The following is a 16,226-nucleotide window of genomic DNA, read 5'->3' as shown; positions in this document are numbered from 1 at the left end:
TTGTTGAGTGCTGTGAGCAACCTTCACCCCAGTCAGTACTTCGATGTCTTCCGCTGCTCGTTCGTACGACTCATTGGCACTCACCAATAAACAACACTGCTCCAGGTAAGGACTCCAGCGCGTGTAGGCTTTCACCTCCAGAATTTGTGCCTGCTTCTCACTCAAGCGCAGTCGTCCGATGATACTATCGAGCCTGCGCTTTCGTCCACTCGTGGTGCCGCTGCTTGTTGCAATAAAAAATCCCCGATCTCTGGACCGACGTGTTCCAGCAGATGCCCTCTCACTGCTGCCTCAATCCCTGCCAATGTTTTCACTTGCTCCGGGTCGGTTTCCTCGTATAGCAAGGCGGCAAGGGCACGGGCGTGGGCTTGAATTTGGGCTTTTTTCTCAGGGTCCATAAGCGTGGTTGACCAAAGCAGGAATGCTCAAAGTTTAGCGCGCTCTTTCAAACACAGCTCTAAGCACTTATACTCATCGCAAAAGTGGGATGCACTCGACAGGTTGACAGGTTGACCAGATTTCTTGGCAGGAACCGAATAGAACTTGTCAATCTGTCCCTGCGGAGATTCATCAGTCAATCAGGTTCTCTTGTGATCATCCTTCTCTATGCTTCATTAGGTTGAAACCCCTCATCCCAGCAGCAGGAGAAACGAGTTTTGATGGATTTAATGAAGTTCTGCGCCTTGTCCCGCTGACCTAACAGCTCGACTTCCTGCAACACAATTGCTCGATTATTACCACAAATGACGTAAACACCATCCTGATCGATCCTCGCCACTTGGCCAGGTATCCCATAGTAATCATAATGAAAGAGCTTTGCTCGCCATATTTTTAAGATTTTTCCTTCATAGATTGTAAACGCACCCGGATATGGGGCTGACTGAGCTCGGATAAAATTGTAAATAAAGCGTGCTGATTGGAACCAATTGATATTTCCATCAGTGGGAAACCTTTGAGCGCAATAGGTTGCTAATGAGTGCTGCTGCTCAATAGGAACGATCTCATTGTTGATAATCGCAGGATATTTCTCGCGCATCACTTCAAGAATCCTGGCCTCTAATTTTTCTAAAACATCATTAATATAGTCAGTTTCGTCAACCGTTACATGACCCTGGGTCCAAATGGGACCATCATCCATTCCTACTGAAAATGAAAATAGAGAAAACCCTACTTGCTTCTCCCCATTAATCAGCGCCCAGATTAGGGGGGCACCTCCCCGATATCGGGGAAGCAAGGAATTATGAATGCCAATAAATCCGCGAGGAACGGATCCTAAACATTCCTGACTGATCAACCAGTACCAACCCACTACTATACACAATTCCGGTTTAAGCATATCAATGATCCCCTCTGAATGCTTTCTATTTTGAGCCACATAGAAAGGTAAATGAGCCACTTCAGCGAGAGCTTGAAAATCTCTGAATACTGTACGAGTATCATCTTTATCCTCGATCGTCATGATGCCGACAAGAGTAGATGGAGAGAGGGTAATCATTTCCTGGAGCACTCGTAAACCCAGTTTTTTACTCCCAATAAAAAGCACCTTTTGTACTGGATCATTCATCATTTATTTTGGATTTAAAGTACATATAGTTAAAAGCACAAAGCTGATTTGTAGGCATCAATATATCGTTCTGTAATAGCTAAGTAACCATGATTACGCCTGACCCAATCATGGCTTTCCACCCCTTTTTTTTGTTTGAATTCTTCATCATCTAGCTTAATCAAAGCTTGATAAATTTCATCAATTTCATTTGCAGTTACGAAGGGAGGCAGATCTGAAATACACAATAAATCGTTTTGAGGATTGAGAGGGCTTTTGAGCACTGGCTTACCTGCAGCCATGGACTCTAAAACAGAAGTCCCATAGGCAGCCATGACAAACTGGTCGGATACAACATCAGCGGCTTGCTGGAGCCTACGGAGGCGAGGCTTGGAAGACATCGGTTCCCACAGGACTTTGTCTTTAATGTCTAACGCCTCAATCAGTACCTTGGATTGCTCAATATCTTTTCCCCACTCCATCAGAATTAATCGCCAGTCACCATACTCTTTAACAAAGCGACTGAAGGCATGAATTAAGCGATCGTTGCCTTTCCAGAGCCATGTTTGACGGCAAACATTAAGCAGAAATTTCTGGCCACCAATTGCTTGCTGCCATTGTGCTCGGACTTGTTCTCCTCCCCCTGGCGCATACACCTCTGTATCCACCATGACCAGAGCTGTAGATTGAGGCGCAACAACCTGTAGTCGCTTGAGATACTCCGGGAGGGTATGCATAATCAGCAGACAGTGGCTGGCATGGCGGTAACCGGCCCGCATTAATAACCCAAAGAAGGTTTCCTCAAAAGGGGCAATAAATAGGTCACTGCCCGTCGGATAAACAACATAAGGTTTGGGGCAAAAGATTCCCATCGCCATCGCTGCTGATGATAACTGGATGACATCATAGCGTTTCATAGCTAGCAGATAAGGCCAGTGCCCCATATTCTGAGCTAGCAGCAGGGCTCGATCGACAGGCAATGATAAACCAAAAGACTGTTGATACATTTCCTGGACTTCTGGGATGGCGGACAATCTTCCCTGAAACTTCAGCTGCAGAGTGGTGTCATAAACAACCCGACGCACATAGGTTGGCGGATGCCACTGTTGCTCGAAGGCCATTGACTCCTCTAGAGAGGCACAGGCAACTTCCACATCCTCCCAGAACGGACGACTCATCAGATCCGCATCTGTACTCCCATCTTCGATCACCAGCTCGGCATCGTATCCTAAACGGCGAAGACATTTGGTGAAAATGTAAGCGTTATTAGCAATGTTGCCGAAAAAGCCAATTTTGATTTCTTTGTCTGCAAATTTAGGGCGTTCAGAGTCAACGGGTAGAATGAGTCGAAAATCACCATCTGCAGCAACTGATCGGGCTGCATTCATCAGCATCAGTTCAAAAGTATCTGGTAGTGATGGCGTTACATCAAGGTTTAAGACAAATACTCTTCTGGCGATTGCGTTCAAAATAGGCCGAGCTAATTTGGCAAGTCCTTTACGCCAGATCACAGATTGCCTCCTTACTGGGCCAGAAATAAGTTTCAGCTTCCTTTTCAATTCGGCTAGTGACCGGCGTGACTGAAGCAAATAATCGGCTGACTGAACTGGGAAAAGAGCCGGAGATCTCCGTATGCTTTGTTTCAATATTCACTACATCCTCAGCAGTCATTTGAAAATTATTGCTGTCATACCCTGGGTTGTCATAACACCAACCCCGCGATCGGGTACCAACCCGCACTCGATATCCAACCAATGTGTCTTCTTGAACAACTGACGAGGTCCATTTCAAGATAAACGCCTGGCCATGGGCTTCAAACTGGGTAATCACAGGTAAGGAAGGCGGATATCCCCAGGCAGCCGGCACATAATACCCAGAAGTATAACCGCGTTGCTCAAAAGGCAAGGCATCCACGTATCCATTGACCTGCTCCCCTCGAATGCCCTGAGTAAAGCGAGAACCAGGCTGTAACATCCAGCCAGTGGCAGGAAATCGGTCCAATTGATACGGATGCTCAGTCAGTTCCTCCAGAGTCAGCATCTCTCCCCGCTGATTCACGGGAATAATGCCATGTTTGAAGGCATCAGCATCCACAATGACCCAGCGATCGGTGAGCTTGACCTCGGCTGCGATATGCTTTTTCAACTGCAGAATTCGAGCATCTAGTCCAACTGCGTTAAACAGAGCCACTAGAACTTTTGCAATATGACCACAGCGCCCACGGGCAGAAATTAGTATCGTGAGTGGGTCTGGTAATGCTCCCGTCTGAGGCTCTAGAGGTTGGGCTACTGGATCTCGGAAGATAGCCTGTTGTACGAAAGCTATGATATCTCTGACCACTGCTATTTCGTCTGTGGAATCTTGAACCAGGCTCTTGGCCAGATGCTTGAGATATTGTTCTCCTCCCAACATCTGCCCCACCTGCTTGGCGTGTTCCAGTAAATAAGGGGGATAGCTATTGAAACTACCACTGCTCAATAAGGGTTTGGCAGATCTTGCCCAAAAAACAGGCTGACTCTGCGCCTGATGAGCTAGTTTCCAATGATTGCCTACATCCGGTTGCAACGTCTGGGGTTTGAGCAGCAGACATTCCCAAACAGATAACTCCCCGCGAAAATAAGCTGCGTATTTAGGCTGTTCAGCTGGAGTAACCCAATCACACATTAATTGGGCTTCTCCAGCCCATTGAAAATCACAAAAACCAACCCCCTCAGCCAGTTGTTGTAATTCCGCAGGCTGATAAGCACGCGACACATCCCCCGATCGTGCATCTGACCCTCCGATCAGTAATGCTTGCATATCACCCACTAATCTCTGCAAGTACAGCTCACCACAGGTAGCAGCAACATCGTTCCATAATGCCTGACCTTTGGGGCTCTGTTGCAACATCGCTGTTGCAAAGGCGGGACTGACCTGCAACGTGAGGATATGAGGAACTTGGGTGGGATCGTAGGTTGGATTTAAGTAGGTTAGATTTAAAAAATCACAAATGATTTTCTGACCTAATCTATCCAACTGTTTCTTGAATAGTCGATAGAGCAATCTCAAAAACCGTTTGTGGGAGAAGCTCTTCCCAACTTCATAGCTGACCCACATGCTGGCAGCCAACGCACGCGGTGTCTTGATCTGTTCAGTCAGGTGATTAACTGCCCGATTCCAGTAAGTGTTGTATAAAACATCCCGACCTGCCTGCAGGGCATTCTCATCCTGTAATCCCCGTTCCTGAATCAGGAATTTGCTCCATCCGTCCGCATTGAGGCAGATGTAGACCCTACCTCCTGGGGCCAACACCCGATAGAACTCGGCAAGTGTCTTTTCAACCTGAGTAAACATCAAGACACCATAACAGAAGATAGCATCAAAGCAATCATCGGGATAGGGAAGTTGTTCAATGCTCCCCTGTTGCCAGCGTACATTGGTTACTCCCAGTTGCTGAACCACCGTTGCCAAAATGTCCAGGCGATCTTCCTTCAAGTCAATGCTCTCAACTTGCTCAAAGCGTTGTGCCAGGGCCACTGTCCACTGACCAACTCCGCACCCGGCATCTAGAACTCGCTGACCAGAGAACATTAAGCGATCGAGTCGGGCCAAATAATAAGGAAGACCGGCCTCATACTCCATCTCAATAAATTCTTTTTCGTACTCCGTTCTCCCTAATGCCTTGAGCGTTTCAAGCGGCAAAAAATTCATCTAACGCTCCAGTTCATAGATCTCAGTAATCATGTTGGTTGTGATCCGCTTGCCATCGTGATCTTCTTGAGACACAACATGGCCCATCCAGATACCACAATCTCTACAGGAGGAGCGATTTTCCAAATCGTTACGCAGCAAATCTTTTCTAAGCTGATTGAACAGGGAACCCTGCCAGATTTCTCTGAGAGTTTGGGAGTTAAAATCTCCCATAGATTCCAATTTTTCAAAGGCCAGTTTCGAGACTGTTTCACAACAATAATAAACTTGTCCATCTGGTAAAATATACACCTCTTCCCAGGGATTCAAACAAGCCCAGCGCCCCTCGACTTGTTGTAGAAATTCCTGTGCAGACTGGTTGATTTTGGCAAAGTGGGTGTTACCTTCTTCATACTCTGCAAGATTATAGAAGATCACACCATCAGTTGACTGGAGCCAGCGATCTAAGAATTCAAATTCTTCTGCCTGACTGACTCCTTTGTTCCGGACAAAGGAGGTCATCACCCGGCAACTCGCACCCAGTTCCTGACGCAGTTTCAAGAAATAGCGAAGATTATCTTCAACACGCTGCAGGTTGGCACCCCGCACCTGATCGTAGGTTTCCGATCGGGCAGCATCAAAGCTCACGTAGAGACTGGTTAATCCTGCTTCTAGCAGAGCGTAAGCCTTCTTTTCAGTCAGCAGTTGTCCATTAGTGGTGATATGAACGGAGGGCGCCCCTTGCTCTCGACAGAGCTTGACAAAGTCAACTATTTTAGGATGAAGCAAGGGTTCTTCGATATTGCCAATTTTCACTGGTAGTTGATCTCGTCCACATTCTTGGGCCAGCCGCTCCATCATCTCCCAGGACATCCAACTCTTATCTTTGAAAAAATCAGTGGTGTGAGTTGGTGTAATCACAGGGCTGTGATAAGGACACATAACACACTTGAGATTACAGGCATTGGCAATCACAACACTGACCTGATTCGGCTTAGGCGTGAATGTGGGAAAGTGATCGGCAAAATAATATTCTTGCTCATCCAGATCGGTATCAGAGAGAATAGCTATGTCACCAACCTCTAATCCAGACGATGAAGAGGTCATTGCTTCAGAAATTTGTTGGGGAGCAATGGACGCTGAAGAGCCAGAGAATGCTCTGAGTGCTAACAACTTAAAAAGCTTGATCCAGGCAGTTTTACTGACAAGCTTTTGCCCCAACCAGGCAATACCTGATTGTTGAAATACTTCAATATAGTGGGATGAAGAAGCTGGAACTGTAGAAAGTTGAGGGGGTTCTACAGTGTTGCTAGCTGAATTACTTGAGATGGCTTGAGGGTAGTAATAGACTAATACTGGCGACTGTGATAAACCTAACTGAGAGGTAACAGGCACAGTAGGTTTGAAGGCAATCTCTTGGCCTTGCTCCAAGCCTGCTTTAAGAAGGCGCTCTAAACTCTTCACATGGAGTGGAATGCCATGGGACGGAATATAAAGCGTTCCCTCTAATTCTGGCACTCTCCATCCGAGGGGCAGAAGATCAGTATCACCTAGAACTTGCATACTCAAACACTCCTAATCACACGTTATAAGGCTGAAGCACATTGATTGAGCAACTCTTCTAGTGGCATGAGTGCAATTCTTTGCTGCTCTCGCAACTTCACTAACTGTTTCAAACCTAACATGGCTGTTTCGGGAAAAATAGGTCTTCCTGCTACGATCGCCTTGCCTGATGCATCTCGATGGGCACACCAATGTTGATAAATAATAGTGACCCCTCTGTCTGAAGTCGCCAATGCTTCCAGGTTGGATGCCGATAGCTGATCCCCTAAGGTGAGGGCTGTTGGTGCTTTGGGAAGCGCCCCCCGAAAACGCCGAAAGCATCGAATCTGATGGCCAGAACGAGTTGTTTCTAAGGACCAGAGAGGGTTATTGCCAGTATCTGCTCTTTCAAAGACGAAAGTATTAGAACAGTGGTAATCTAACCAAAAGAAACGAACCCCATAGTGGAGGAGTAAATCCACAATATAGGTCTCAGAGCTGGGTAAGTCTCCCTCCTGATAATAAGGGCTTGACCCACCTATGTTTTGTATATCTCCTATATCACCATGATTGGTCCAGATCTGAGGAATTCGGGCGTGATCTGACAAATACTGTAATGCCTCACTGATCATGCCCCTTGAAGACCGAACACTAGTATCGGTCTGACTAAAATTACCTGCACTGTGCAGAATATTTAAGCGGCCAGCCAGAATTTCTTCCAACAGTTCATCATGCTTTGGCCCTTTCTCTTGACAATTTGATTTAAAGAGAGCCATGTCCGAACCCGCAGGAGCAAACAACCAGAAAGAATCAGTTGTCACAATCCCAAACTCTTCCAAGAGTATCCGATGGACCTCCTGATAAGTTTGCCAATCCGAAAAGTCAATATCGTTACAAAAGGTGAGCGATGGTAACATCTGTATTTTTCACACACTTAAAAGAAACAGGTTGTTCCATAGCAACAGACTGAGTCAATCCTTCGCGCTGTACTGAAATGGCCCACCGTTTTATATTGATATCCAAAAAATCATCATAGGTATTGGTATTTTGATGAGGCATAACGCCTACTGTAATGAAATATCTTCCAGCCCCTACTAACAACTTTGAAATTGAAATATCAACGAAATTTTGTCCTACAGAGACAGAAATTACTTGAGAAGCTTCCTGGCCTTCCTCATTGATAAAAGTCCAGGAGTTAACAGAAAAGATGACATGGCCATCATCGGCAATGAGCTGCAATGTGATACCAATATTTGAATGATCAATTTGACTTTGCAGGGTAAGTCGAAATGTGTAGGCTTGCCCTACAGATAACAGCTTAACGGGCCAGGATTGTTGATCCAGCACTTCCAGATCTGCGATTCTGACTTCGCCGGTTCCCAAATGATCGGTTTCGGAAGTTTCTGACTGACGATCGCAGATATCTTGTAAAGCAAGCTGGTCTTCGAGCAAACACTCTAATTCATACCGCTTACAGACTTCGTGGGCATTTCCCATCATAATTAAGCTGCCCTCTTTAAAGTAGATTGCCCTATGGCAGAGGCGTTCAACTAGAGCCAGGTTATGGGAGACGAACAAGACCGTGGCACCACTGGTGCAGATTTCTTCAATGCGGCGGATACACTTGGAAACAAAGAATTGATCTCCGGCAGCCAAGGCTTCATCCACAATTAAAACATCCGGATCAATGCTAATTGCTGTTGAGAAAGTTAGGCGAGCCTGCATACCACTGGAATAGGTCTTGAAGGGGCGATCGATGAATTTTTCCAGCTCACTGAATTCAATAATTGAATCAATTTTTCTCTCAACCTCTTCCCGGCTCATGCCCAGGCACATTGCGCCCATATAGATATTTTCGCGGCCAGTATATTCTGGATTAAAGCCTGTGCCGAGTTCTAGAATAGCTGAAATTCTGCCATTAATAGAAAAGTCTCCCGAAGTTTTATCTAATGTCCCCGCAAGTATTTTCAAAAGAGTACTTTTCCCTGCACCATTACGCCCAACGATGCCCACAACCTCTCCCCGATCAATGTCAAATGATGCATTTTGTAAAGGCCAAAATTCCTTATGGTGGGGCCTACCTGTCAGTAATTCCCAAAACATATCGGCAGGCTTTGCATAAATGCGATACATCTTGGACAGATTACTAACCTTAATTGCAATGTCCCTGTTCAGGTGGGGGGTCATAAAACACTCCCAAACATGATTTTTAATCGACGAAAAAGACGATACCCACTCACTAAAATGATGTGACTCAGGAGAATTAGGATAGCCCAAGCGTAAGGGTGTTCGAATCGCCCGAAGTAAAGAGCATCTTGATAACACCAAATTAGGTAGCTAAAAGGATTGATATAGAGAATTGGCTTAAAAGCTGAGGGGACTTGAGCAGGCAGATAAAAGACTGGTAACAAGTAAACGCCAATCACAATAAAGACCTGCATCACATCTTTTACATCCCGAAAATACACGCCTACTGCTGATAACATGAAAGCAGTTCCCATCATCCCAAGAGTTTGAACAATCAGAAGTAAGGGAATAAAACAGTACGTCCAGGGCAAGGAATGATGGGAGATCAAGACGTAAATGCCTAGTAAAACCAGCAGAATAATCTGATTAATGATCGACGAAATTACTCCTTTAATAGGCAGAATTTCGATTGGAAACACAACTTGCTTAACCAGATTGACACTACCCGTAATAGCCGTACTAGCTTTAGCCAGCACTTCCTGACATCCTAACCATGGAATCAATCCAGCGAGTAAGTAAGCTGTATAGTCTAGTGGCATGTCCCGATTGCCACCCAATTTAATTTTAAAAACAACGACAAAAATGAAGACATAAACCATAATCAACGTTAAAGGGTGCATGACAGCCCAAAAGGTGCCTAATAGTTGTCCTCTATATCGATCAGTAATCTCTCGCTTAGCCATTTCCCAGGCTAAGAATTTATGCCGATTTAGAAGAGCTACTATCTCCCTGAAGGCATGAAGATGACCTTTCACAAGCATGACGGGACTTTGCATGGAAGATTTAAGATTTAGTTAAGCTTTCAAAAATTGTCTACACCATTCTTCCACATTTAAGAGTGACCAGATCAGTAACCGTCGATTCTGATGCCCTTCAAGATGCTCCCCAATCAAATCCTGAACTGCTTTCCGATCAAGGAAGTCATAAAGTCGGGAATAGTGATTATATAGCTTGCGGCGAACATAGTCGATACTTTCCCCCTTAAACCAACTAGCATCGGGAGCAGAAAATCCTTGTTTCTCTCTCTCAGTAACAACAGGAGGAATGTAACGGCCCATAATTTTACGGAGCAACAACTTGCCATCTTTTGTTTTCTGGAAGTATCGTACTGCTTTATTCCCTCGATCGTTTTCATTCAAGCGAATCACCTCTCTCAAATTGCCCAACTTCAACCGCACTGGAATTTGCATGGCGAAATCAACGAGATCATTATCGAGAAAAGGTACTCGCGTTTCCAGTCCATGGGCCATGCTGAGTTTATCTTCAACAATTAGCAACCCATGTAAAAATGTTCTGGCTTCGAAGTAAAGGGAGTGATTGATATAGTCTTCTGGACGAGCCAGATCTTGGACAGGCTGACGAAAAACCCCTTTAAAGATCTCCCGAGTTGAGAGATGACCTACTTCACCCCAAATGGGCTGAAATACAGTCTTCAACTCATCAGGAGAAAGCAGTCGCTGCCAAAACCCAAAGTACTGGTCAACGTAGTGGTCAAAATTATCATTAACGACAGCCCGATAATACCGCCAAGGATAACCGGCAAAGAGTTCGTCCCCACCGCTGCCAGACAGTACTACCTTGACAAACTTCCCGGCTAACTGAGCCACATAAAAGTTGGGATAACTCTGGCCAACCCTGGGTTCCTCCAGATGCCAGGCCAAGCGAGGCAGAACCCGCTCCATATCGCCCGCCTTCAAGACCATTTCGTAATGTTCAGTCTTGAAGAGATAGGACATATACTCAGCAGGTTCCCGCTCATCATAGTTGACCTCAATCCCGGAAGCAGAGTTGAGATCAAACCCACAGGTGAACGATTTTAGATAAGGAAGCTGGCGGGCTGCGATCGCCGTAATCGAGCCACTATCCATCCCCCCACTCAGATAAGCCCCAATTTCGACATCACTGATTAACTGACGATTCACCGCCTGTTGAAACAGTCGATCCAGTTCTTCCACATACTCCCGCTCGTCCAGTGAAGCATCTTGGGGGTCGGTGAAGTGGTAATCCCAGTATTGGTGAGGCTGAGGTTCCGGTGATGCTAAGGAGAGACGCATCCAGGTTCCTGATGGAAGGAGGCGAATCCCTTGGAACAGGGTGCGATCGGTGAAGAAATTCTGGAAGGTGAAGTACTCCATCAACCCTTCCAGATCCATCTGGACCTGGTACAGAGGGTGAGCCAGAATGGCTTTCACCTCCGAGCCAAAGACAAAATGGTTACCTTGCAGCAGATAGTAGAGGGGTTTGATGCCATAGCGATCGCGGGCCAGGATCAGTTCCCGTTGTTGCCGATCCCAGAGGGCAAAGGCAAACATGCCATTCAGACGATCGAGCGCTCTCACGCCCCAGGCTGCATAGGCATACAGGAGAACTTCAGTATCAGTACGGGAGTGAAACTGATATCCCAGGGCTTCCAGTTCAATCCGCAACTCATTAAAGTTATAGATCTCGCCATTAAAGCTGAGGATAAAGCGTCCATCGATCGTGGCCATCGGTTGATGGCCTGCAGGAGACAGATCGAGGATGGCCAACCGGCGATGCCCCAGACCTACACTATCCTGGACCCAATGACCTTCCCCATCTGGACCTCGATGGGCGATCGCATCCGTCATCTTTTTTAAGATGACGGACGAAACGGGCTCTCCGTCCAGGTTGAAGATTCCTGCGATCCCACACATAGTGTTAGTCTGCCAGACCAGCGGCCCGACGACGCTGGGCCACTTCTTCTTTATGGTTGCGTCGCCACACAATCAATTCGGCCAGACCTTCTCGCAGATCGGTTTTGGCTTTAAAGTCGATCTCAGCTGCTGCTTTCTTCGGACAACCCACCCGATTCTTGACGAAAGTGGGACCACTGGGTTCGTACTGGATTTGCAGGGTTGAACCAGTGACTTCCAAAATCAGCTCGGCCAATTCCTTAATAGTCGTCTTAATCCCTGTGCCGACGTTGTAGAAGGAATCTGTTGCATCGGATTTCATGGCACAGATATTCGCTCTGGCGCAGTCCCCAACATAGATGAAATCATACGCCTGGGAACCATCTCCATAAACGACGGGTGGCAGTCCCTTGTCCAGTCGATCGAGGATTTTCATGATCACGGCAATGTAGGTGCCCTTATAGTCTTGGCGAGGACCATAGACATTCATATAGCGCAAACCGGCATAGTCCAGATGTTTTTCCGTCCCCTTATACCGATGGTAGAGAGATCGGCACATGTGCTCACCCGCAATCTTTGTGGCCCCATAGAAGGTGGTGTTGTTGTAGGGATGATCCTCAACCATGGGTTCCGTAATGGCATCTCCATAGACGGACGCCGACGAAGAATAAACCAGCTTTTTTACCCCATTATTCAGGCAGGCTTCCAGAACATTAAAGGTGCCAGCAATATTGACTTCAAAAGCAGAGCGGGGAAAGTCATAGCAGTGTAAGAGCCAGAGTGCAGCGAAGTGAAACACCCCGTCTATGCCTTTCATCGCGGTATCCAGGATATCCCGATGGAGGATATCTCCCCCCAGTTCAAAAATCTTGACTCGTGGGTCTTTCAGCGCCTCTGCCAAATTTTCTTCTCGCCCACGGGTAAAGTTGTCATAGATGCGAACTTCTTCGACATCTTCCCGCAGCAGCGCATCAACGGCATGGGAGCCAATAAAGCCAGCGCCACCAATGACTAAAAATCGTTTTCCTTGAAGTTCCATTAGTTCAGTCCGGCTTGATCGAGTACAAACTTGGCGAAGCTAAATGAGCTGGTGAATGCAGGAGAAACTGCGTTCAGGATATGGATCGAGTTGGGAGTATAGTCCACCAGAAAATCCATCACTAGTTCCTGAGTTTGCAAATTCAACAACTGAGCTCGAATGCCAATCTTATCACTTTTTAACAAATGCTCTGATCGCAAATTGGGCACTAGAGCCTGAGCCGCTTTAGCAAAATAGGGCTTCAGGAAGCGAATGCTTTCCTCATGCACCAGTTGCCGAAACCCCTGGTGATTGTTGAGATATTGCTGGATTAATCGCAGGATAATTTGTGGTGCTTCCCGGAGGTCTAACCCTTCCAGTGCGGTATAGTTTTCCCGACCAAATGCGGGAATGGCTGTGGGTCCTAATGAAACGGAACCATCCACTTTCTTGGTAAAGTGAACCCCCAGAAATGGAACCCGTAAGTCCGGAACCGGATAGATATTGCTGTTGATGGTCAGACCACACCCTGGATCGAGCTGGTAGTACAATCCCTTGAAGGGGAGAATCGTATACTGTTGGCCTATTCCAAAGGCTTGAGCGACAAGATCGGCCTGTAAGCCTGCTGTGTTGATCAGGTACCCAAACGAGAAGCAGTCCTGATTGGTTTTGGCGATCGCAGCCACTGCATCAACACTCAAGAACTGGTGGTTCAGAAGGATTTCCGCGCCCTGGCTTTGTAAACGCTCAGCCAGATGACGCAAAACAGCAGGGGAATCGATCACTGCCGTATGGGGTGAATAGAGGGCTTTGCCCGTGATCGTGTAAGCTTCCGGCTCAATCTTCTTCAGCTCTTGACGATCGACAAAGACGACCTTGGCACCGGCTGCTGCAGCGCGATCGTAGAGGGTCTGCAATTGGGTGTCGTCATCCGCTCGCAAAGGCACAATCACCTTACCCGTTCGCTGAATGGGAAGGCCATGCTCCTCGCAATAAGCGGCCATCAATCGGGCACCTTCAGCACAGACCCTGGCCTTGAGGGATCCTTGTTTGTAGTAGATCCCAGAGTGCAGCACGCCACTATTTCGACCACTGGAATGTTTGCCCAGTCTGGCTTCCTTCTCCAAAATCAATACCGAACTACTGGGATACCGCTGTTTTAGTTCCCGTGCGATCGCCAAACCGACAATGCCTGCACCAACAATCAGAAAATCAACCTTACGCGCCATGGGCAGCCAGGAATTGCTTCAGAGCTTGGGCAATGCGTTCGATCGTTTCCCGTTCCAATTCGGGCCAGATCGGTAGACTGAGAACCTGGTTGGCCAACTCATCGCTCACCGGATAGGCTGGATACTTCCCTTTGTAGACCGGCAGCTGATCCTGAGGCACTGGATAGTAAATCATGGTACTGATGCCCTGGGCTGCCAGATCCTGCTGGACCTGATCTCGCTGGCCATTGGTGATCCGGATGGTGTACTGATGGAAAACGTGGCCATCACTCACGGCTGGCGTAATCACATCAGGTAAGCCAGCCAGAAATTCGTTATAGGTGCGGGCCACAGTGCGGCGGGCTTCATTCCAGGCATTAATGTGGGGCAGTTTTACCCGCAGAATTGCCGCCTGAATTGAATCTAGACGAGAGTTGTAGCCGAACATTTCGTTCCGGTACTTTTGCTTCGACCCATGGGTCCGGAGCATGCGGGCCAGATCAGCGATGCGATCGTCATGGGTGACAATCAACCCGCCATCCCCATAGGCACCCAGGTTCTTCGTGGGGAAGAAGGAGTAGGCTCCGACATCTCCGATCGTGCCGGTTAGTTTCCCGGTCATCGCCGACCGAATTTCCGGCGCACAGGTTCCCTGGCAAACCCCACAGGTACCTGCGTACCGTGCCCCAAAGGACTGGGCGCAGTCCTCAATCACCTTCAGGTTATAGGTCTGGGCGATCTCCAAAATCCGACTCATGGCCGCCGGATTGCCATAGAGGTGAACCGGCATGATCGCCTTTGTCCGTTCGGTGATCAGAGCTGGAATCGCCTCTGGATTGATATTAAAACTTTGAGCGTCAATGTCGGCAAAAATGGGGGTTGCCCCGACCATACTGATGGATTCAGCCGTGGCAAAGAAGCTGAAGGGGGTGGTGATCACCTCATCGCCAGGACCAATACCCAGCGCCCGCAGACCAATCACAAGGGCATCGGTCCCAGAGTTGCAGCCGATCGCATGCTTGACCCCCAGATAGGCCGCCACCTCCTGTTCAAAGGCTTTGACATCCGATCCCAGGATGAACTCACCGGATTCACAGACCCGGGTAATCGCAGCCTGAATCTCAGCCTGTAAGCTACGATATTGGGTTTTCAGATCTAAGATGGGAATTTTGCCTTCACTCATAAGCTTTCAACGTTTTTGACCAGTAACACCAACACCCCAAAGCGGCCGTTCAAACAATTTCCGGTAAGCCAGGGGGGATTGGACATTGATAATCTGAAACTCCAGGGCTTCGAACCATTCCAAGACCTCATTGTAGCTGTGTTTGTGTGCATATCTGGGCGTCAACCAGTCCCGTAAGGCATGGTTGGTATTGCGGAGTTGCCACTGTTGCCGATTCCGGCCATAGGATTTCAGAATTGGATGAAAAACCAGGGTTAGTGCATTGATCACCAGATCGCGTAAGAAAGCAGGGAGACGACTGACCACTGGTCGCACCACCGCTTCAAATTTATACGTCAGGTAACCTTTCACGGTTGGATCCTTGATCTGAGCATCATCCCGCCCATAAACCCAGATGAAGAGATATCCTCTAGTGCGGACCAAGGCTGCGATAGCATCCAGAGCCGCTTTGGTGCAAAGGGTGTGATGGATCACGCCCTGACTGTAGACCAGATCAAAGGCTCCCCCTGAAAAGGGCAGATGGAACAGCGAAGCGATGACAAAATGGATCCCCCCATGGGATCGGAACCGAGCTGCGCCTTGAAAGACGCCAAAATTCAGATCAACCGCAAAAATCTCAGCTTGGGTGACGGTTTGCAGCGCTATGGCTTCCCGTCCCAAGCCACATCCCACATTTAGCACCATCTGTACAGGTGTTTCAGCAGCAGGAAGCCAATTCAACCAGACCTCGCGATTCAGGGCTTCCAGATCAGATTGGGTGTAATTGAAGGACAGTTCGCTGTCCTGAACGGTTAACCACTGGTCTGTAAACGTTTCCTGGATGGCCAGCTCTCCCGGTTCTGGTGTGCGATCGGGCAGATGATATTCTGACAAATCCTGAAGTTGAGCCTGGTATTCCTGGGCAAACCGCTGGTGAAACGAGGTTTTGAACAGGAGCATGACTGGCACATAGGCATAAATCGGATACCAGACCTGACAGGTCTGACAAAGGAGTACCCCTGTTTGCACGATCGTGTCTGGGTACGGCTGCACCTGAGCAGCAGATAGATCATCAGGTTGAGGGATGACCGCTGCTGCTGGTGCCTCAAGAACAAATGGCTTGAGCTGTAAAGAACCCTGACAATAGGAACAACACAGACGGTCTAAAAGGCGAGTGTGCATG

The 16,226-nt window shown here is 47.7% G+C and carries 12 protein-coding genes and 1 pseudogene; all 13 read right to left on the bottom strand.

Annotated features, from left to right (window positions below; all coding sequences use genetic code 11):
* Positions 1 to 398, bottom strand: a pseudogene (locus BST81_RS28955) (ISKra4 family transposase); the annotation flags it as partial.
* A 206-nt stretch (positions 399 to 604) separates the two neighbouring features.
* A complete protein-coding gene (locus BST81_RS21230; protein WP_075600517.1) occupies positions 605 to 1,567 on the bottom strand; it encodes a methionyl-tRNA formyltransferase in 963 nt (320 codons plus the stop codon).
* Positions 1,568 to 1,593: 26 nt separating this feature from the next.
* The gene (locus BST81_RS28950; protein ID WP_253188420.1) at positions 1,594 to 2,214 is read right to left on the bottom strand and encodes a glycosyltransferase; all 621 of its coding nucleotides are present in this window, start codon (positions 2,212 to 2,214) and stop codon (positions 1,594 to 1,596) included.
* An 826-nt stretch (positions 2,215 to 3,040) separates the two neighbouring features.
* Positions 3,041 to 5,233: a methyltransferase domain-containing protein gene (locus BST81_RS21220; protein ID WP_075600515.1), complete on the bottom strand. Its 2,193-nt coding sequence runs from the start codon at positions 5,231 to 5,233 to the stop codon at positions 3,041 to 3,043.
* Positions 5,234 to 6,775, bottom strand: a complete 1,542-nt coding sequence (locus BST81_RS21215; RefSeq protein WP_075600514.1) for a radical SAM protein — start codon at positions 6,773 to 6,775, stop codon at positions 5,234 to 5,236.
* Between the two features lie 23 nt (positions 6,776 to 6,798).
* Entirely contained in the window at positions 6,799 to 7,671 is an 873-nt protein-coding gene (locus BST81_RS21210; protein ID WP_075600513.1) for a hypothetical protein, read from the bottom strand.
* Entirely contained in the window at positions 7,646 to 8,941 is a 1,296-nt protein-coding gene (locus tag BST81_RS28210; protein ID WP_075600512.1) for an ABC transporter ATP-binding protein, read from the bottom strand. Before BST81_RS28210 ends, BST81_RS21210 begins: the two co-directional genes overlap by 26 nt.
* Positions 8,938 to 9,777, bottom strand: coding sequence for an ABC transporter permease (locus BST81_RS21200; protein ID WP_143780441.1), 840 nt, complete (start codon positions 9,775 to 9,777; stop codon positions 8,938 to 8,940). Before BST81_RS21200 ends, BST81_RS28210 begins: the two co-directional genes overlap by 4 nt.
* An 18-nt stretch (positions 9,778 to 9,795) precedes the next feature.
* The gene (gene asnB, locus BST81_RS21195) at positions 9,796 to 11,676 is read right to left on the bottom strand and encodes an asparagine synthase (glutamine-hydrolyzing) (protein WP_075600510.1); all 1,881 of its coding nucleotides are present in this window, start codon (positions 11,674 to 11,676) and stop codon (positions 9,796 to 9,798) included.
* 4 nt (positions 11,677 to 11,680) lie between these two features.
* Complete coding sequence (locus BST81_RS21190; RefSeq protein WP_075600509.1) at positions 11,681 to 12,694, bottom strand: NAD-dependent epimerase/dehydratase family protein; 1,014 nt, start codon at positions 12,692 to 12,694, stop codon at positions 11,681 to 11,683.
* The gene (gene lhgO, locus BST81_RS21185) at positions 12,694 to 13,902 is read right to left on the bottom strand and encodes an L-2-hydroxyglutarate oxidase (protein ID WP_075600508.1); all 1,209 of its coding nucleotides are present in this window, start codon (positions 13,900 to 13,902) and stop codon (positions 12,694 to 12,696) included. Before lhgO ends, BST81_RS21190 begins: the two co-directional genes overlap by 1 nt.
* Complete coding sequence (locus BST81_RS21180; protein WP_075600507.1) at positions 13,892 to 15,064, bottom strand: DegT/DnrJ/EryC1/StrS family aminotransferase; 1,173 nt, start codon at positions 15,062 to 15,064, stop codon at positions 13,892 to 13,894. The genes lhgO and BST81_RS21180 overlap by 11 nt, the downstream gene beginning before the upstream one ends.
* Before the next feature lie 6 nt (positions 15,065 to 15,070).
* Positions 15,071 to 16,225: a class I SAM-dependent methyltransferase gene (locus tag BST81_RS21175; RefSeq protein ID WP_075600506.1), complete on the bottom strand. Its 1,155-nt coding sequence runs from the start codon at positions 16,223 to 16,225 to the stop codon at positions 15,071 to 15,073.
* Position 16,226 lies beyond the last annotated feature (1 nt).

Source organism: Leptolyngbya sp. 'hensonii' (genome assembly GCF_001939115.1).
In the GTDB taxonomy this organism is placed as follows: Bacteria; Cyanobacteriota; Cyanobacteriia.
This window is presented reverse-complemented; position numbering and strand designations above follow the sequence as displayed.